Genomic DNA, 16,337 nt, shown 5'->3' with positions numbered 1-16,337 from the left:
TGAGCAGGGGCGCACGGCCCCGTCGAGGAGGAGGTATCGGTGAGCGAGCAGGCAGAACCCGGGCTCTCGGAGCCCTTCGCGCAGGAGGATGCAGCAGCGCGGTCCGGCTCCGTCCCGGAGGTGCCCGACGGCGTCCCGCACGTCGTCGTCGTGGGCGGCGGGTTCGCGGGGGTGGCGTGCGTCCGCGCGCTGGCCGACGCGCCCGTGCGGGTCACGCTCGTCGACCGCCGGATCTACAACACCTTCAACCCGCTGCTCTACCAGGTCGCGTCCGGCGGGCTGAACCCGGGCGACGTCACGTACTTCCTGCGCAGCCTGCACCACCGCCAGCCCAACGTCCGCGTGGTGCACGAGCACCTCGTCGGCGTGGACGCGCAGGCGCGGACCATCACGCTGCTCAACGACGAGGTGGTGCACTACGACCACCTCGTGCTCGCCAACGGCGTCACCACGAACTACTTCGACACGCCGGGGGCCAAGGAGCACGCGTTCGCGATGTACTCGCGCTCGCAGGCGCTGAAGATCCGCGACACCCTGTTCGTCCGCCTCGAGGTGGCCGCCTCGACGCCGCGGACGGACGACGGGCTCCGGGTGGTCGTCGTCGGCGGCGGCCCGACGGGGGTCGAGGTCGCGGGGGCGCTCGCGGAGCTGCGCGACCAGGGCCTGCGCCCCGCCTACCCGGAGGTGGACGGCGACGCGTTCTCGGTGACGCTCGTCCAGCGCGGCGACGAGGTGCTCAAGTCGTTCCTGCCCCGCCTGCGCCGCTACGGCGCCGCACAGCTGCGCCGGCGGGACGTCGACCTGCGCCTGGGCGCGGGCGTCGCCGCCGTGCACCCCGACGCCGTCGAGCTCACCGACGGGACGCGCATCCCCTCCGACCTGACCGTGTGGGCGACGGGCGTCCACCCGCACCCCGAGGTCGAGCGCTGGGGCCTGCCGCTGGGCCACGGCGGCCGCATCCGCGTCGACCGCGAGCATCGGGTCGAGGGGGTGGCCGACGTCTACGCGGTGGGCGACGTCTCGATCTCGCCCGACGACCTCCCGCAGCTCGCCCAGCCGGCCATCCAGGCGGGCGGGCATGTCGGCAAGAACATCGCCGCGCTCGTCGCCGGAGGGCGGACGACGCCGCTGCACTACCTCGACAAGGGCACGATGGCGATCATCGGGCGGCGCGCGGCGATCGCCCAGCTCTTCGGGAAGGTGCCCGTGACCAGCGGCATCGCCTGGCTGCTGTGGCTGTTCGTGCACATCATGGGGCTCATGGGCGGGCGCAACCGGCTGACCACGCTCGCGGGGCTCGTCACGCGGTACGGGTTCCCGTTCCACCGGCGCCCGGTGCCGATCGTCGGCGACGTGCCGACGGTGCGCCCGCCGAAGCCCGGCAAGGACTGACCCTCCCCGCCGAGAAGTCGAATTCGGCCCCTGATTCTTCGAATCCAGGGGCCGAATTCGACTTCTCGGCGGGGTCCTCCTGGGCGGGTGGGGCCGTTCTCCCAGGGCGAAGCCGGATCGGAAATTGAGTCGGGTCGGCTCATGTTGTGTCAGACATCAGCACACCACGATGGAGGACACCATGAGCACCACACTCGTCCGTACCCCGTTCGGCGACATCGACCGCCTCGTCCGCGACCTGTGGACGCCCCGCGGCGCCGCCACCTCCGCCCCGCGCGGCCCCGCCTCCCCCGCCGCCGACCTGTACCGCGACGGCGAGGACGTCGTCGTCCGCCTGGACCTGCCCGGGATCGACCCGGCGCGGGACGTGACCGTCGAGGTCGAGGGGCGCCGGCTCGTCGTCCGCGGCGAGCGCAGGGACCTCCTCGCCGAGAAGGCCGCGGGCGCCGAGGGCGACGCACCGGAAGGCACCCCGCACGAGGACGCCGCTCAGGAGGACGAGCAGACCGAGGACCGGTCCGCAAAGGGCTCCGGCCGGCAGGCCCGCGTCCGCGAGGTCCGCTACGGCGCGTTCCGGCGCGTCGTCACCCTGCCGCGCCCGGTCGACGGCGACGCCGTCCGCGCGACCTACGACGCCGGCGTCCTGACGCTGACCGTCGCGGGCGCCTACGCGGGCACGACACCGCAGCGCATCGAGGTCACGACGGCCGCCTGACGCAGGACCTCCTCCCGCCGAGACGGGGGGGGGGGGGCCCGGGGGGGGGGGGGCCGGGGGGGGGGGGGGGGGGGGGGGGGGCGGGGGGGGGGGGGGGGGGGGCCCGCCCGGGCCCTTCCTGCGCGCGCGCGGGGGGGGGGGGGGGGGCGGCCGCCCCCCCCCCCCCCCCCCCCCCCCCCCCCCCCCCCCCCCCCCCCCCCCCCCCCGCCCCCCCGGGCCCCCCCCCCCCGGGGCCCCCCCCCCACGTCTCGGCGGAAGGGCGGGGCAGGTCGTCAGCCGCGACGCGTGCGGCCCCGCAGCGCCCGGAAGGCGACGAAGAAGCTCACCGCACCGAGCCCCACGATCGCGGCGGTGCCCTGCAGCAGGGCGGTGGCGTCCCACCCGGTCATGATGAGCGAGCGCAGGGCCGCCAGCAGGTACGTCACGGGGTTGTAGTCGGCGATCGTCGCCAACCACCCGGTCAGGGCCTCCTGCGGCAGGAACGTCGTCGTGAGGAACGCGAACGGGAAGAAGAGCAGGAAGCTCGAGTTCACCGCCGCAGGGTTACCGGTGCGCAGCGCGATCGCGTACGGGAACCCGGTGAACGCGAGCCCCCAGGCACCGGCCATCAGCAGGAACACCAGCACGCCCGCGATCCCCGTCTCGAACGTCACCCCGAGCAGGAACCCCAGGACCAGCACCGGCACGGACAGCGCGATCACGAGCGCGAGGTCCGCGACCATGAGCCCCAGCAGGAGCGCCGTCCGGTGCACGGGCGAGACGAGCAGCCGGTCGAAGTAGCCGTCGGCGATGTCCGTGACGAGCGCGCTCGCCCGCGAGACCCCCGTGACCGCGAAGACGATGGCGACCGGGATCTGGAACGCCTTGAAGTCCTCGACCCCCGTCGCACCGGCGACGTCGCCGAGCGCGCCGACGTTCACGACGAAGAAGAAGACCGGGATCACCAGCGCCGGGACGATCGCCTCCGGCTCGCGCGGGATCTGCCGCAGCGCGCGCAGCGCCACCGAGCCGAGGTCGCGCCAGAACCCGGCCGGCCGGCCGACGATCCCCGCACCCCGCCGTCCCACGGCCTGTGTGCTCATGACGCCTCCTCCTCGACCTGGATCCGGCGCCCGGTGACGTCGAAGAACACGTCGTCCAGGGTGGGGCGCCGCAACGACAGCTCCTGGACCTCGACGCCGGCCCCCGCGAGGGCCACGGCGATCGGGCTGAGCGACCGCGCGCCGTCCTGGACCGACACCGACAGGCGAGAGCCCTCGACGGCGACGTCGCCCGCGCCGTCGACCCCCGCGAGGGTCGGGCGCGCCCGCTCCACGTCGCCGTCGCGCACCTCGACGACCACCAGGTCGGTCCCGATCGAGCGCTTGAGCTCCGCCGGCGGCCCCTCGGCCACGATCGCGCCGTCGGCGATGATGCCCACCCGGTCGGCAAGCTCGTCCGCCTCCTCGAGGTACTGCGTCGTCAGGAACACCGTCATGCCGAGCTCGGTGTTCAGGCGCCGGACCTCCGCCCACACGTCCGCGCGGCTCATCGGGTCGAGGCCGGTCGTCGGCTCGTCGAGGAAGAGCACCTCGGGGTTGTGCACGAGCGCCATCGCGAGGTCGAGCCGCCGCCGCATGCCGCCCGAGTAGGTGCCCACCCGGCGGTCCAGCGCCGGGCCGATGTCGATCAACCGACGCAGGTCGGCCAGCCGCCGGTCCGTCTCGCGCCGCGTGAGCCCGTAGAACCGGCCCTGGAGGCGCAGCAGCTCCACGCCGGTCTGCTTGTCGTCGAGCGCCGACTCCTGGAGGGCGACGCCGATCCGCAGCCGCACCGCCGTCGGATCCGAGTCGACGTCGTGCCCCGCGACCGTCGCCCGGCCCGACGACGGGGCGAGCAGCGTGCACAGCACGCGCGTCAGCGTCGACTTGCCCGCGCCGTTCGGGCCCAGGAACCCGTAGACCTCTCCCGCGCGCACCTCGAGGTCCACGTCGTCGAGCGCGAGGTTGTCCCCGAACCGCTTGGTGATGCCCTCTGCCCGGATCGCCGGTCCGTCCGTCGCCACCTGCCCACCTCCGCCCTGCCCGGCCGCCTCGCCACCGGGCGCGTCGCCGTGCACCGGGTTCCAGTGTGACGAGCGCCACCGACAACCGCCCCGGTTTCGCTCCGGGCGCACGGCGTGGGCGCCCTGCGGCTGGCGTCGGGGCCTCCAGCGCGGCAGCGTGGAGAGCAGGCGGGGCGCCCGGCAGGCCCGGACGCCCGGCACACCCACGACGCAAGGAGCGCAGCATGGCGAAGATCGCGATCATCGGAGCGCACGGCAAGGTCGGGAGCCTCGTGGTTCCCGTGCTGACGGCGCGCGGGCACGAGGTGAGCGGCGTCGTCCGCTCGCAGGACCAGTTCCAGGACCTGACGGACGCGGGCGCCACGCCCGTGCTGCTGGACGTCGCGACGGCGAGCGAGGACGAGCTCGCCGAGGCGTTCGCAGGGCACGACGTCGTCGTCTGGTCGGCGGGGGCCGGCGGGAAGGGCGGCGCGGAGGCGACCTACGCCGTCGACCGCGACGCCGCGATCCGCTCGATCGACGCCGCGCGGCGCGCGGGCGCGCACCGGTACGTGATGGTCTCGTTCATCAGCGCCGTCCACGACCACGGTGTGCCGGAGGACAGCTCGTTCTTCGCCTACGCCGACGCGAAGGTCACGGCCGACGACCACCTGCGCGCCAGCGACCTCGCGTGGACGATCCTCGGCCCGGGCACGCTGACCGACGAGCCGTCCGGCGGCGGGATAACGATCCTGCGCGACGACGCCCCCGTGCCGGAGGAGTCCGCGACGTCACGGGAGAACGTGGCGCGCGTGATCGCGGAGGTCGTCGGCCGCCCGCGCACCGCGGGGCACTTCCTGCGGTTCACGGACGGGCGCACGGTCGTCGAGGAGGCCGTCCACGAGGCGGAGGGCGAGGACGCGGGGATGCGCCCGCAGTAACGTGACCGCGGCGGCTCGCCCCGCCGCCGCATCTGTCCGCCGAGATGTCGAATTCCGCCCCTCGATTCGACAAATCAGGGGCGGAATTCGACATCTCGGCGGGAGGGCGGGTCAGCCCCGGGCGAGCAGCTCCAGCTGGGCGAGACCCAGCGCACCGTCCCGCGCAGCGCCGTCCCCCGTTGCGCCGTCCCCCGTTGCGCCGCCCCCCGTTGCGCCCGCGGCCGCCTCCGTGACGACCAGCCGATAGCGCGCGAACGCCTGCGGCCCGGCCACTGCGAACGGCCGGGTCTGCCGCGCCCAGCGGAACTGCTCGCCGGAGCGGACGTCGAGCGTCGTCCACGCCGACCCGTCGTCGGACCCCTCGAGCCGCCACGACGCGGGCGCCGCGAGCCCGCTCGCCGACGTCAGCGTGTACATCACGACGACCGGCCGGAGCCCGTCCCCCACCCAGGTGATCGTCGGCGTGCGGGACGCGAGCACCACGGCGGTCGACGACGTGTCGTCGACCAGGCACCCCGCGTCCGGGCGGCCACCGCCGTCGTCCACGACGACCGTCCCGCGCCGGGTGACGTCGGTCGCGGGCGCCGGCGGCTCGTCGCCCGAGGTCAGGGAGGGCAGGGCGTCGCCGGCCCCCGTCCCCCAGGACGACGGCGTCGGGCCCATGACGAGCTCGAGCGTGGCACCGCCCGTGAGCTGCGCGTGGGAGAGCGACGTCGAGCTCCAGGCCTGCCCGTCCACGGCGAGCGACTGCACGTAGACGTTCTCCACGGAGCTGTCGCGGGCGCGGATCACGAGGTCGCCGGCGGGCAGGTGCACGGTGGCCCGGGCGAACAGCGGCGAGCCCACCGCGTAGCGGTCGGCTCCGACCTGCAGCGGGTAGAGGCCGAGCGCGGCGAACAGCCACCACGCCGACATCTCGCCGTTGTCCTCGTCGCCCGGGTAGCCCTGGCCGATCTCGCTGCCCACGAACAGCCGGCGCGTCACCTCGCGGACCGCCGCCTGCGTCTTCGCCGGGGCGCCCACGGCGTCGTACAGCCACGGGATGTGGTGCGACGGCTGGTTGCTGACGCCCCACATGCCCATGCGGACGTCGCGCGCCTCGGTCATCTCGTGGATCACGTCGCCGTACGTGCCCGGCAGGGTGCCGGTCTCGGGGCGGGAGAAGAACTCGTCGAGCTTGGCCTCGAGCCCCGCCCGGCCCCCGTAGAGGTTCGCCAGGCCCTGCGGGTCGTGCGGCACGTGGAACGCGAAGTTCCACCCGTTCGTCTCGGTGAACCCGCCGCCCCAGACGTCCGGGTCGAAGTCCTCGGGGGCGCCGTCGAACATCCCGTCCGCGCGCCGCGGCCGGAAGAACCCGACGGCGGGGTCGAAGAGCGCGCCATAGCGGGTCGCGCGGTCGAGGAGGTACGCCGCCTCGTCGCGCAGCGCGGCGCGGCGCGCGTCCGGCGTGGCCGGGTCCTCGGCGAGCGCCGCCGCCATGGTCCCGATCCCGAAGTCGTTGACGTACCCCTCCAGCCCCCAGGACACCGACTCCTCCGTGGAGGACGGCGTGTATCCCAGGAAGATCGACGGGTCGAGGCCCTTGCGGCCGACGGCGTCGTGCGGCGGGACGACCGTCGCGTTCTTCAGCGCGGCGTCGTAGGCATCGAGGGCGACGCCGGTGGGCAGCGCGCCCTTGACGTACGCGTCGGCGAAGGCGACGTCTGAGCTGGTGCCCGTCATGAGGTCGGCGTAGCCCGGCGAGGACCAGCGCGAGACCCAGCCACCCTCGCGGTACTGCTGGACGAACCCGTCCGCCAGCTCGGCCGCGAGCTCCGGGTACAGCAGGGAGTACGCCGGCCAGGCGGTGCGGTAGGTGTCCCAGAACCCGTGGTTGACGTACATGCACCCGTCCACGACTTGTACACCCGTCGCGTCCGACGCCTCGCCCTCGGGCGCGGCGACCGGGCTCGCGTGGCGCCAGCGCGGCTCGTCGACGGTGCCGGTGTTCTCGTGCTGGGAGTTCGGGTAGAGGTTGAGCCGGTAGAGGTTCGAGTACAGCGTGACGAGCTGGTCCTCCGTGGCGCCCTCGACCTCGACGACGCCGAGGCGCGCGTCCCACGCCTCGCGCGCCGCGCCCTGGACGTCCTCGAAGGAGCGCCCCGTCAGCTCGAGGTCGAGGTTCGCCCGCGCCTGGTCCAGGCCGAGGAACGACGTCGCGACGCGCAGCTCGACGGCACCGCCGCCTGGCACGGCGAACGTCGCGTACCGGGCGGCGTTGCGGTCGCCCGCGGCGGTCCCGGCGCGGACCGGGGCGCGGTCGAAGACTCCCGCGACGAACATCCGCGTGCTCCCGACGGACAGCGGGCTCCCTCCCTCGACCCAGCCGGTGACCTCGCCGGTCCCCGGGTCGACCCGCAACTCCCCCGGCCCGGCGACGGTGTCGATCAGGACGTGCCCGACGTCGTCGGGGTAGCCGAACCGCAGCACCGCACCGTGGTCCGTGGGCGTCGCCGCGAGGGTGGCGCCGCCCGCGAGCGTGACGGCGTAGAGGTCGGGGCGCGCCGTCTCGTCGGCGTGGTCGAAGGCGAGGCCACGGTCGGCCAGCGTGGCCGACGGCGCGCCCGCGGCGGGCCCGGTGGCGAGGTGGAAGACCAGCTGGTTGCGGTCGCCCATCCACGGGCTGGGCTCGTGCGAGATGCCGAACCCCTCCAGGACGGGCAGGTTCGCCGCGCCGTTGCCGCGGTGGTACTCGTAGTGCCAGCGCTGGGAGCCGCCGTCGGTCATCGGCGTCCAGAAGTTGAAGCCGTTCGGCATCGCGGTCGCCGGGACGTTGTTGCCCCGTGAGTACCGGCCCGTGGACATCGTGCCGCGGCGGGTGTCCACGTGGTCCACCGGGCGCGGGCTGTCGATGGTCGCGGGCCCCGCGACGATCGCGACGTCGTCGACCCACCCCGCGAACCGCGTCCCGGCCGCGCCGTGGGGGTTGTCGTAGGCGAGCAGCACCGCGACCACCGTGCGGCCCGCGGCGACCGCGCCCACGTCGACCCGCACCGAGTTCCAGTGGTCGGCGTACAGGATCTTGCCCTCGCCCTGGGCGCGGGCCGAGCAGCCGGTGCCGTGCGCGTCCGTCGCGGGCAGCCCGGACAGGCGGGTGCCGTCGCTGAACGCGAGGTCGACCGCGACGTACGTCGAGGGGTAGGCCAGGTCGCCGAGGAGCTCGGGGTGGACCACGTAGCTCAGACGGGTGCGTGGCCCGACCTCGACGTCGAGGCCGTCGTAGAGCACGTTCATGGCGCGCGCGGGTCCGTCGCCGACGTGCGCGCCGGCGTAGCGCAGCGCGTGCAGGCCCGAGAACCCGACGCCCGGCTTGCTGGCCAGGTCGGTCACCGGCCCGGGCCCGACGGCGGTGACCATGGGCTCCGGGCCGGCGTCCGGTCCGCCGCCGGTGACGTTCTCCTGCCGGGGCGCGCCGTCGAGCAGCGCGGGGGTCGACTCCCGCGGTGCGGGGTCGACCGGCTCGAACGAGCTACGGAAGCTCGTGGCGGTCGGCAAGGCTCTGGCGGTCGGTGCCATGGTCGTCGGACCTCTCTGTCTCGCGCGTGCGTCCGCCGAGACGTCGAATTCCGCCCCTCGATTCGAAGAATCAGGGGCCGAATTCGACGTCTCGGCGGCCGGGGGTCGGGCTCCGGGGTGCTCAGCCGTTCAGGTGCTCAGCCGTTCAGCGGGGCGGACTCGCCCTTCTCGAACGCCGCCGGGCGCGCCTGGACGGCCCGCACCCGGTCGACGTCGAGCTTCTCGCTCCGGTCGAAGCGGTAGACGCCGTTCTCCTCCTGGAACACGTCCGTGAGCTGCGTGTAGCAGTAGCCGAACATCAGCGGGTCCTCGAGGAGGGCGTTCGTCAGCCCCGCGAAGCGCGCGTGGAACTCCTCCTCGTCCGCGACGCGCTGCCCGTAGCCCCAGGACTCGGCGGTGTTCTCCCCCGACGACGCGGCAGCGGCCGCCTCCGGGTTCCACCAGATGCCGCCGTACTCGCTGCAGAAGTAGGGCTGCCCGCGGTACGGCACGGAGATGGGACCGCGCTCGTTGTCGTTCGCGAACGGCTCGTCCTTCGTCAGCCCGGACATGTCCCGCGCGAACGCCTCCGGGTCCTGCTCGTAGTGGTGCGAGTCCCACACGTCGCTCTCGAGCACGCGGTGGGAGTACCCGCTCGCGTCGAGGACCGGGCGCGAGGGGTCGGCAAGCTTGGTCGCGAGGAACATCCCGCGGGTGACGTCGTCGAGCACCGCGATCCGGTCGTGCAGGTCCTGGTGCGTCTCGTTCAGCGGGCACCAGCCGATGATCGACGGGTGGCTGTGGTCGCGCTCGAGCGCCTCGAGCCACTCGGTGACGAACGACGTCGTCGGCCGCTGGTGGTCGCGCGAGGTGCCGAACCCGCCCGAGCCCCAGTCGCCGAACTCGCCCCAGACGAGGTAGCCCAGCCGGTCGGCGTGGAAGAGGAAGCGCTCCTCGAAGACCTTCTGGTGCAGCCGGGCGCCGTTGAAGCCGGCGGCGAGCGAGAGGTCGATGTCGCGCACCAGCGCGGCGTCGGACGGCGCGGTCATCAGCGACTCGGGCCAGTAGCCCTGGTCGAGCACGAGGCGCTGGAAGACGGGCACGCCGTTGATCCGGATGGCCTTGCCCTCGATGGCGACCGACCGCAGTCCCGCGTAGGAGCGCACCAGGTCGACGACGCCGCCCGCGGCGTCGCGGAGCACGACGTCGACCCCGTAGAGGTTCGGCTCGCCCGGGCCCCACAGGCGCACGCGGTCGGCCGGGACCACGACGCGCAGCGACGGCGCGAGGTCGAGGTCGGCGCGCGCCGTCGCGGAGGCGACCTCGCCGTCGTCGTCGGTCACGGTCACGGTCACGGTGTGTCCGAGGCGGTTCGCCGAGAGCGGGACCACGACGTCGAACGCGCTGCTCGCGACCTCGGGCGTGATGCGGGGGCGGCGCAGGTGCGCGGCCGGGACGGGCTCCATCCACACGGTCTGCCAGATGCCCGTGGTGCGGGTGTAGTGGCAGTCCGTGTTGCCGTAGACCGTGGCCTGCTTGCCGCGGGCCTGCGGCGCGTCGCGGGTGTCGCGCGCGCGCACCACGACGGTGACGGTGTCGCCCGGCGCGGCGACACCGGCCAGGTCGGCGGTGAAGGGCGTGAACCCGCCGCGGTGGCGCACGACCTCGGTGCCGTCCACCCAGACCGTCGTGTCGTGGTCGACGGCACCGAAGTGCAGCAGCACGTGGACGTCGTCCCCGACCTCGGCCCAGTCGGCGGGGACGACGACCTCCCGGCGGTACCAGACCACCTCGAGGAAGTCCGTGTCCTCGACCCCGGAGAGCTCGGTCTCCGGGGCGAACGGCACCGTGATGGTGCCGTTCAGGCTCCGCTCGCGCAGCCCGCGCTCGAGGCCGGAGTCGCCGGCGTCGATCTCGAACTCCCACGAGCCGTTGAGGTTGAGCCAGCGGTCGCGCACGACCTGCGGACGCGGGTACTCCGGGCGGGGGACGTCGACGCCCGCCGGGGCGGACGGCGGGGCGAGGCGGTCGAGGACAGACATCGTGTGCTCCGTTGCGTGGATGACAAGGCCGCGATGATTCAACACTCGCGCTCCGAAAAATGCAACGTTGAATCAGACTTCTGCGCCCGCTCCCGCGGAGCCGCCGCTGCTCTCGCGCACCAGGACGCGGTGCGGGACGACGACGTCCTGCGCCGGCGAGGCACCCTCGGCGGCACCCTCGATCTGCCCGACCACGCGGTCCACGGACGTCTCCGCGATCGCCTCGAGGTCGGGTGCGACGGTGGTCAGCGTCGGGTCGGAGTACCGTCCGTCCTCGATGTTGTCCCACCCGGTGACCGCGACGTCCTCCGGGACCCGGACACCGTTCCGGCGGAGCGCGTACAGCGCCCCGAGCGCCAGCTCGTCGTTGGCGCACACCAGCCCGTCGATCCGCCCGATGCGCGGCAGGAGCTCCTCGACCGCGCGCGCACCCGACGGGCGCGAGTACTCCTGCACCGGGACGAGCCACCTCGGGTCCGGCTCGAGCCCGCGCGCCCCGAGGGCATCGACGAACCCCCGGACGCGGAGGTTCTCGAGACGTTCTGGGCCCGGCAGGACGCCGGCGTCGGCCCCGAGGAACGCCAGGCGGGACCGACCCGTCGCCAGGAGGTGCTCGGTCACCTCGCGCGCGGCCAGGACGTTGTCGATGCTCACGTGGTCCGTCCGGCGAGCGCCCGGGCGCCCCGGAAAGTCGCGCTCCCCGAGCAGCACCAGCGGTGTCGCGCCCCGCACCTCGTCGACCTCCGTCGGCCCGATGGCCAGCGACGAGAAGATGGTGCCGTCGATCGCGTGGACCTCGAAGCCCCGCGCGACCTGCAGCTCGGTGGCGCGGTCGGCCCGCGTCTCCTCGATCAGCACCTGGTAGCCGCGGGCACCGGCGGCGTCGATGACGCTGTGGGCGAGCAGGGCGAAGTAGGGGGAGTGCACCCAGGGCACCGCGAGGGCCAGCGTGCTCGTCCGGCCCTGGCGCAGCTGCCGGCCGGCCAGGTTCGGCCGGTAGCCGAGCTCGGCGATCTTCTGCTCGACCCGCGCCCGGGTCGCGTCGCCGACCCGCCCGGTGCCGTTGACCACGTTGGAGACCGTCTTCCACGAGACCCCGGCGGCCGCGGCGACCTCCTTGAGGCTCACCCGTCCCGGACGCCTGCCGCCGGCTCCCGTCCCGGACCCGACCTGGTCCCCGTCGTCCTGCGCCACCGTCGCCGCCTCTCCACCTCCGGAACCGCTCCGGAGAAATTGTTGCCTGCGTCTCACTTGACGCAGCGCGAGGTCTAGTCCATCGTGATCCAACGTTGCAGCGCAACGTTGCACCAAGGAGGGTCGATGATGACCGAGCACGACAAGGGTGTGCCGACAGGACGACGCCGAGCGGGCCGGATGCCCGCCGCACGCCGTGACCCTGCCGGGGGCACCGCATCAGGTCCGGGCAGCCCAGGTCTCAGCCGACGGCGGCTTCTGCAGGCGGCGCTGGTCGGCGCGGGGGGCATCGCGCTCGGCGGGTCGCTGGCGGGGTGCGCGACGGAGCCCGCGGCCGGGAAGGGCAAGACGTCCGTCACGGTCTGGGACCTCTTCACCGGCTCCGACGGCGCGAACATGCAGAAGATGGTCTCGGCGGTCTCGAAGGCGAACACCGACCTCTACGTGGACTCGGTGACCCTCGCCTGGGGTGCGCCGTACTACACGAAGCTGGCCATGGCGTCGTCGGGCGGCGGCAAGCCGCCGGAGGCCGCGATCATGCACATGTCGCGGCTCGCGGGGTACGCACCGGGCGGCCTGCTGGAGCCCTTCGACCTCGATGCGCTCGCCGCGCTCGGGGTGCGCAAGGAGGACTTCACCCCCGCCGTCTGGCAGAAGGCGCAGTTCGACGGTCAGCTCTACGCGCTGCCGCTCGACACGCACCCGTACATCTCGTTCTTCAACCCCGCGGTCGCCGAGGCCGCCGGGCTCACCGTCACCGACGGCAAGCTCGCGATCTCGGGCGCCGACGACTTCCTCGACGCGGGCCGGGCGATGGCGAAGGCCACCGGCGACACCGGGGTGTCCTTCGGCTACCTGCGGGACGCGGCCTCCTGCTGGCGCATGTTCTGGGGCCTGTACAACCAGACGGGCGGCGGCTACGAGCTCACTCCCGGACGGTCGGCACAGCTCGACGAGAAGGCCGCCACCGGCGTCTTCGAGTTCCTCCAGGAGATGCTCGACGGCAAGATCGCCGCCAGGGACCAGGACGGCGGCGCCGCCGAGGGCCGGTTCATGACCAAGCGCACGGGGATGTTCTTCTCGGGCGAGTGGGAGCTGCCGACGTTGCAGAGCGCGCTCCCCGACGTCAGCGCGATGCCCATGCCGACGATCTTCGGCACGCCCGCGACGTACGCGGACTCGCACTCGTTCGTCCTCCCGAAGCAGTCGAGCCCCGACCCGGAGAAGCGGGCCGCCACCTACCGCGTCCTCGCCGGGCTGATCAAGCAGGGGCTGACGTGGGCCCACGCCGGCCACATCCCCGCGTACCAGCCGATCGTCAGCTCCGACGCCTACCAGGACCTGACGCCGCAGAAGATCTACGCGCCTGCCGCCGAGACCGCCGTCTTCGACCCGAACGTCTGGTTCACCGGGGCCGGCAGCGACTTCCAGAACCGGATCGGCGACTCGATGGCAGAGACCCTGTCCGGAAAGGCGACCCCCAAGACGGCCGTCGATCGCATGCTGAGCGAGATGAACCGTTTCCTCTCCCAGCCGAACCCCGCCTGATCGAGTGAGGACGACGATGACCGTCTCGAGCACCTCAACAGCCCCCGCGTCCGCGCGGGCGAACGCCTCCCGCCGCGCCCCGGGCTCCCGCACCGCGGGAGCGGCACGGACCGCCCGTCGCAAGACCATGCGCGAGCGCGACCGGTCCGGCTACGTCTTCGTGGCACCGTTCGCGATCGCCACCGGGCTCTTCCTGCTGTGGCCGACCATCTACGGCCTGTGGATGAGCTTCACCAACCAGAGCCTGACCGGCACCAAGAGCAGCTTCATCGGTCTCGACAACTACATCGAGGCTCTGGGCGACCCCCAGGTCTGGCAGACGCTCTGGCACACCGTCGTCTTCACGCTGCTGAGCGTGATCCCGCTGGTGATCGTCAGCCTCGGGATGGCCCTGCTCGTGCACACCGGGCTCCCCGGCCAGTGGGTCTGGCGCATGTCGTTCTTCGCGCCGTTCCTCCTCACGAGCGCCGTCGTCGCCTCGCTGAGCAGCTGGCTGTTCCAGCCGGAGATCGGGCTGTTCGACGTCTGGCTGTCGAAGGTGAACCTCGGCCCGGTCGGCTGGCTCAGCGACGAGAACGTCGCCATGTACTCCATCGTGCTCGTCACCGTCTGGTGGACGGTCGGGTTCAACTTCCTGCTGTTCCTCGCGGCCCTGCAGGGGATCCCGCACACCCTCTACGAGGCGGCGACGATCGACGGCGCGGGCGGCTGGCGCCGGCTGTTCTCGATCACCATCCCCCAGCTGCGCAACATCACCGCCGTGATCGTCGTGCTGCAGATCCTCGGGTCGCTCAAGGTCTTCGACCAGATCTATCTGCTCACGGGCGGCGGACCGAACGGCAGCACACGGCCGATCCTCGAATACATCTACGACGCGGGCTTCACCAACTACCGCCTCGGGTACGCGTCGGCGATCTCGTACGTGTTCTTCGCGCTGATCCTCGTGTTCACCCTGATCCGGCTGGTGCCGACCCGTAAGGAGTCCTGACGTGTCCATCGCCACACTGGTGGCCGACCGCCGCGCGGAGGCGCAGCGGACCCGGGCCGAGAACCGAGCTCTCACCAACCTGACCATCGGCCCCTCCCCCTGGGTCCGGGCCGGCACGCTGATCGCCCTCGTGGTGCTCGCGGCGCTCTGGCTGCTCCCCGTCGTCTGGGGTGCCGTCACCAGCTTCAAGCACGAGGCCGAGGCGGCGCTCCCCGCGTCGTGGTGGCCGTCGATGGGCTGGACGCTCGACGCCTACCGTTCGGTGCTCGCGAACAGCGACCTGCTCAAGTGGATGGGCAACAGCCTGATCGTCGCGACGCTCGTCACGATCCTCACCGTGATGATCTCCGCGATGGCCGCGTTCGCCTTCTCGCAGACGCTGTTCAAGGGTCGCGGGCTCCTGCAGGCGCTGACCATCGCGTCGATCATGCTGCCCGGTCAGATCCTCATCGTGCCGCTGTTCCGCCAGATGCAGGCCATGGGTCTCGTGGACTCCTACGCCGGCATCATCCTGCCGCAGATCGTCGCACCGGTCATGGTGTTCATCCTCAAGCGGTTCTTCGACGCGATCCCCGGCGAGCTGCTGGACGCCGCACGCATCGACGGCGCCGGGTCGTGGCGGCTCTTCTGGACGATCGTCGTGCCGCTGTCCCGGTCGATCCTCGTGGCGGTGGCGATCTTCGTGTTCATCGGGGCGTGGAACAACTTCCTGTGGCCGTTCATCGTCACGACCGACCCGACGTTCATGACGCTGCCCGTCGGGCTCTCGACCGTGAAGAACGCCTACGGCGTGCAGTATGCGCAGAACATGGCGTCGGCGATCATCGCGGCGCTGCCGCTGCTCGTGGTGTTCATGCTCTTCCAGCGCCGCATCGTCCAGGGCGTCGCGACGACGGGCATGGGCGGCCAGTAGCCCTCTCCCGCACCACCCCCGACCCGCCCGGCACCACCCCGCCGAGAAGTCGAATTCCGCCCCTGATCTGGCCAGATCAGGGGCGGAATTCGACTTCTCGGCGTTCGGGGCCGAGGGCGCAGGGTCCGCCGACCGGGCCAGTCACGCCCGCGTCGCGCGCACCAGCAGGTAGTCCCAGGCCATCGTGCCGTCGTCCTGCAGATGCCGGTCGCCCAGCGCGACCAGGGCCTCGTCGAGCGCCGCGACACGCTCGGGGTCATCGGCGACGAACCGGTAGGCCGCGATCACTGGTCCCAGGAGCTCCTTGAGGAAGTCACGGAGCTCCACGCCGGAGCCGAACCGGTCGACGACGAGAGTGCGGGTCTCGGCCCGGAGGTCCGTCACCGCGTCCCCGAACAGCTCGTGCACATGCGCTTCGCTCCCCCACGCCGACGGTGGCTGCGCCCCCGGCGGCGGCGGGGGCGCGTACGGCCCGATGGTCGCAAACATCTCACCGACCAGGCTGTCCGGCGTCCACGCGATGGTGCCGATCGTCCCCCCGGGGCGCGTGACGCGGAGCAGCTCGTGTGCCGCCAGCCGGTGGAACGGTGCGAACATCACGCCGACGCACGACATCACCACGTCGAACTCGCCGTCCTCGAACGGCAGGGCGTGGGCGTCAGCCTCCGCCCAGTGCAGCGTCGCGCCGCGCTCCGCTGCGCGACGCCGGCCCGCGTCCAGCAGGTCGGGTGCCAGGTCGGAGGCGACGACGTCCGCCCCGGCGAGCGCAGCGGGGATCGCGGCGTTGCCCGCACCGGCCGCGACGTCGAGTACCCGGTCGCCCGGACCGATGCCGCACGCCTCGACGAGGACGGCGCCGAGGGTCGAGATGGTCTGGTCCGCGACGGCCGGGTAGTCGCCGGAGGACCACATCGCGCGGTGCTTGGCGCGGACGGCCTCCAGCACGCCGGCCGGCACCTGTGCTGACACGTCGGGACTCATGGCGCACTCCTTCGTCGGGGCGCCCCCTGCCGTCATCCCAGTATCCGCGTGTGCCCGAGCCCCGTT

12 protein-coding genes are annotated in these 16,337 nt (G+C 73.0%); 6 read left to right on the top strand and 6 right to left on the bottom strand.

Features of this window, described 5'->3' with window-relative positions:
- Positions 1-39: 39 nt before the first annotated feature.
- Together EDF32_RS00230 and EDF32_RS00225 are read left to right on the top strand one after the other, a co-directional pair.
- Positions 40-1,392, top strand: coding sequence for an NAD(P)/FAD-dependent oxidoreductase (locus EDF32_RS00230; protein ID WP_233565580.1), 1,353 nt, complete (start codon positions 40-42; stop codon positions 1,390-1,392).
- 181 nt (positions 1,393-1,573) lie between these two features.
- Positions 1,574-2,107, top strand: a complete 534-nt coding sequence (locus EDF32_RS00225; RefSeq protein ID WP_123306534.1) for an Hsp20/alpha crystallin family protein — start codon at positions 1,574-1,576, stop codon at positions 2,105-2,107.
- A 272-nt stretch (positions 2,108-2,379) separates the two neighbouring features.
- On the opposite strand, the gene EDF32_RS00220 is transcribed toward EDF32_RS00225, so the two are convergent.
- Positions 2,380-3,189, bottom strand: a complete 810-nt coding sequence (locus EDF32_RS00220; RefSeq protein WP_123306533.1) for an ABC transporter permease — start codon at positions 3,187-3,189, stop codon at positions 2,380-2,382.
- A complete protein-coding gene (locus tag EDF32_RS00215; RefSeq protein WP_123306577.1) occupies positions 3,186-4,151 on the bottom strand; it encodes an ATP-binding cassette domain-containing protein in 966 nt (321 codons plus the stop codon). Before EDF32_RS00215 ends, EDF32_RS00220 begins: the two co-directional genes overlap by 4 nt.
- Before the next feature lie 224 nt (positions 4,152-4,375).
- On the opposite strand from EDF32_RS00215, the gene EDF32_RS00210 reads away from it, so the two are divergent.
- Entirely contained in the window at positions 4,376-5,071 is a 696-nt protein-coding gene (locus EDF32_RS00210) for an NAD(P)-binding oxidoreductase (RefSeq protein ID WP_123306532.1), read from the top strand.
- Between the two features lie 111 nt (positions 5,072-5,182).
- Here EDF32_RS00210 and EDF32_RS00205 read toward each other — a convergent pair whose 3' ends face one another.
- The 3 genes from EDF32_RS00205 to EDF32_RS00195 all read right to left on the bottom strand — a co-directional run bounded on the left by EDF32_RS00205 (position 5,183) and on the right by EDF32_RS00195 (position 11,841).
- Positions 5,183-8,626 carry a GH92 family glycosyl hydrolase gene (locus EDF32_RS00205; RefSeq protein ID WP_123306531.1) on the bottom strand — a complete coding sequence of 1,148 codons (3,444 nt, stop codon included), beginning with the start codon at positions 8,624-8,626 and terminating at the stop codon, positions 5,183-5,185.
- A gap of 137 nt (positions 8,627-8,763) precedes the next feature.
- Positions 8,764-10,647: a glycoside hydrolase family 2 protein gene (locus EDF32_RS00200; protein WP_123306530.1), complete on the bottom strand. Its 1,884-nt coding sequence runs from the start codon at positions 10,645-10,647 to the stop codon at positions 8,764-8,766.
- Positions 10,648-10,719: 72 nt separating this feature from the next.
- Positions 10,720-11,841: a LacI family DNA-binding transcriptional regulator gene (locus tag EDF32_RS00195; protein WP_233565579.1), complete on the bottom strand. Its 1,122-nt coding sequence runs from the start codon at positions 11,839-11,841 to the stop codon at positions 10,720-10,722.
- 126 nt (positions 11,842-11,967) lie between these two features.
- Here EDF32_RS00195 and EDF32_RS00190 point away from each other — a divergent pair, with 126 nt between their 5' ends.
- Genes EDF32_RS00190 through EDF32_RS00180 form a run of 3 tightly spaced genes read left to right on the top strand, consistent with a single transcriptional unit; the run spans position 11,968 to position 15,290 of the window.
- Entirely contained in the window at positions 11,968-13,389 is a 1,422-nt protein-coding gene (locus EDF32_RS00190) for an extracellular solute-binding protein (protein ID WP_233565577.1), read from the top strand.
- A gap of 16 nt (positions 13,390-13,405) precedes the next feature.
- A complete protein-coding gene (locus EDF32_RS00185; protein ID WP_123306528.1) occupies positions 13,406-14,377 on the top strand; it encodes a carbohydrate ABC transporter permease in 972 nt (323 codons plus the stop codon).
- A gap of 1 nt (position 14,378) precedes the next feature.
- Positions 14,379-15,290: a carbohydrate ABC transporter permease gene (locus tag EDF32_RS00180; RefSeq protein ID WP_123306527.1), complete on the top strand. Its 912-nt coding sequence runs from the start codon at positions 14,379-14,381 to the stop codon at positions 15,288-15,290.
- Between the two features lie 141 nt (positions 15,291-15,431).
- Here the strand turns inward: EDF32_RS00180 and EDF32_RS00175 are convergent, their stop codons facing one another.
- Positions 15,432-16,271 (bottom strand): class I SAM-dependent methyltransferase, encoded by an 840-nt coding sequence (locus EDF32_RS00175; RefSeq protein WP_123306526.1) that lies wholly within the window; start codon positions 16,269-16,271, stop codon positions 15,432-15,434.
- Positions 16,272-16,337 lie beyond the last annotated feature (66 nt).

The organism is Cellulomonas sp. PhB143 (assembly GCF_003752595.1).
Classification (GTDB): Bacteria; Actinomycetota; Actinomycetes; order Actinomycetales; family Cellulomonadaceae; genus Paraoerskovia.
The sequence above is the reverse complement of the archived record's forward strand: the minus strand, read 5'-3'. Positions and strand labels throughout refer to the sequence as shown.

Excerpts from the sequence above, each read along its gene's own strand:
- EDF32_RS00225 (WP_123306534.1), top strand. The coding sequence starts at position 1,574 with ATGAGCACCACACTCGTCCGTACCCCGTTCGGCGACATCGACCGCCTC.
- EDF32_RS00220 (WP_123306533.1), bottom strand. The coding sequence starts at position 3,189 with ATGAGCACACAGGCCGTGGGACGGCGGGGTGCGGGGATCGTCGGCCGG.
- EDF32_RS00210 (WP_123306532.1), top strand. The coding sequence starts at position 4,376 with ATGGCGAAGATCGCGATCATCGGAGCGCACGGCAAGGTCGGGAGCCTC.
- EDF32_RS00205 (WP_123306531.1), bottom strand. The coding sequence starts at position 8,626 with ATGGCACCGACCGCCAGAGCCTTGCCGACCGCCACGAGCTTCCGTAGC.
- EDF32_RS00200 (WP_123306530.1), bottom strand. The coding sequence starts at position 10,647 with ATGTCTGTCCTCGACCGCCTCGCCCCGCCGTCCGCCCCGGCGGGCGTC.
- EDF32_RS00190 (WP_233565577.1), top strand. The coding sequence starts at position 11,968 with ATGATGACCGAGCACGACAAGGGTGTGCCGACAGGACGACGCCGAGCG.
- EDF32_RS00185 (WP_123306528.1), top strand. The coding sequence starts at position 13,406 with ATGACCGTCTCGAGCACCTCAACAGCCCCCGCGTCCGCGCGGGCGAAC.
- EDF32_RS00175 (WP_123306526.1), bottom strand. The coding sequence starts at position 16,271 with ATGAGTCCCGACGTGTCAGCACAGGTGCCGGCCGGCGTGCTGGAGGCC.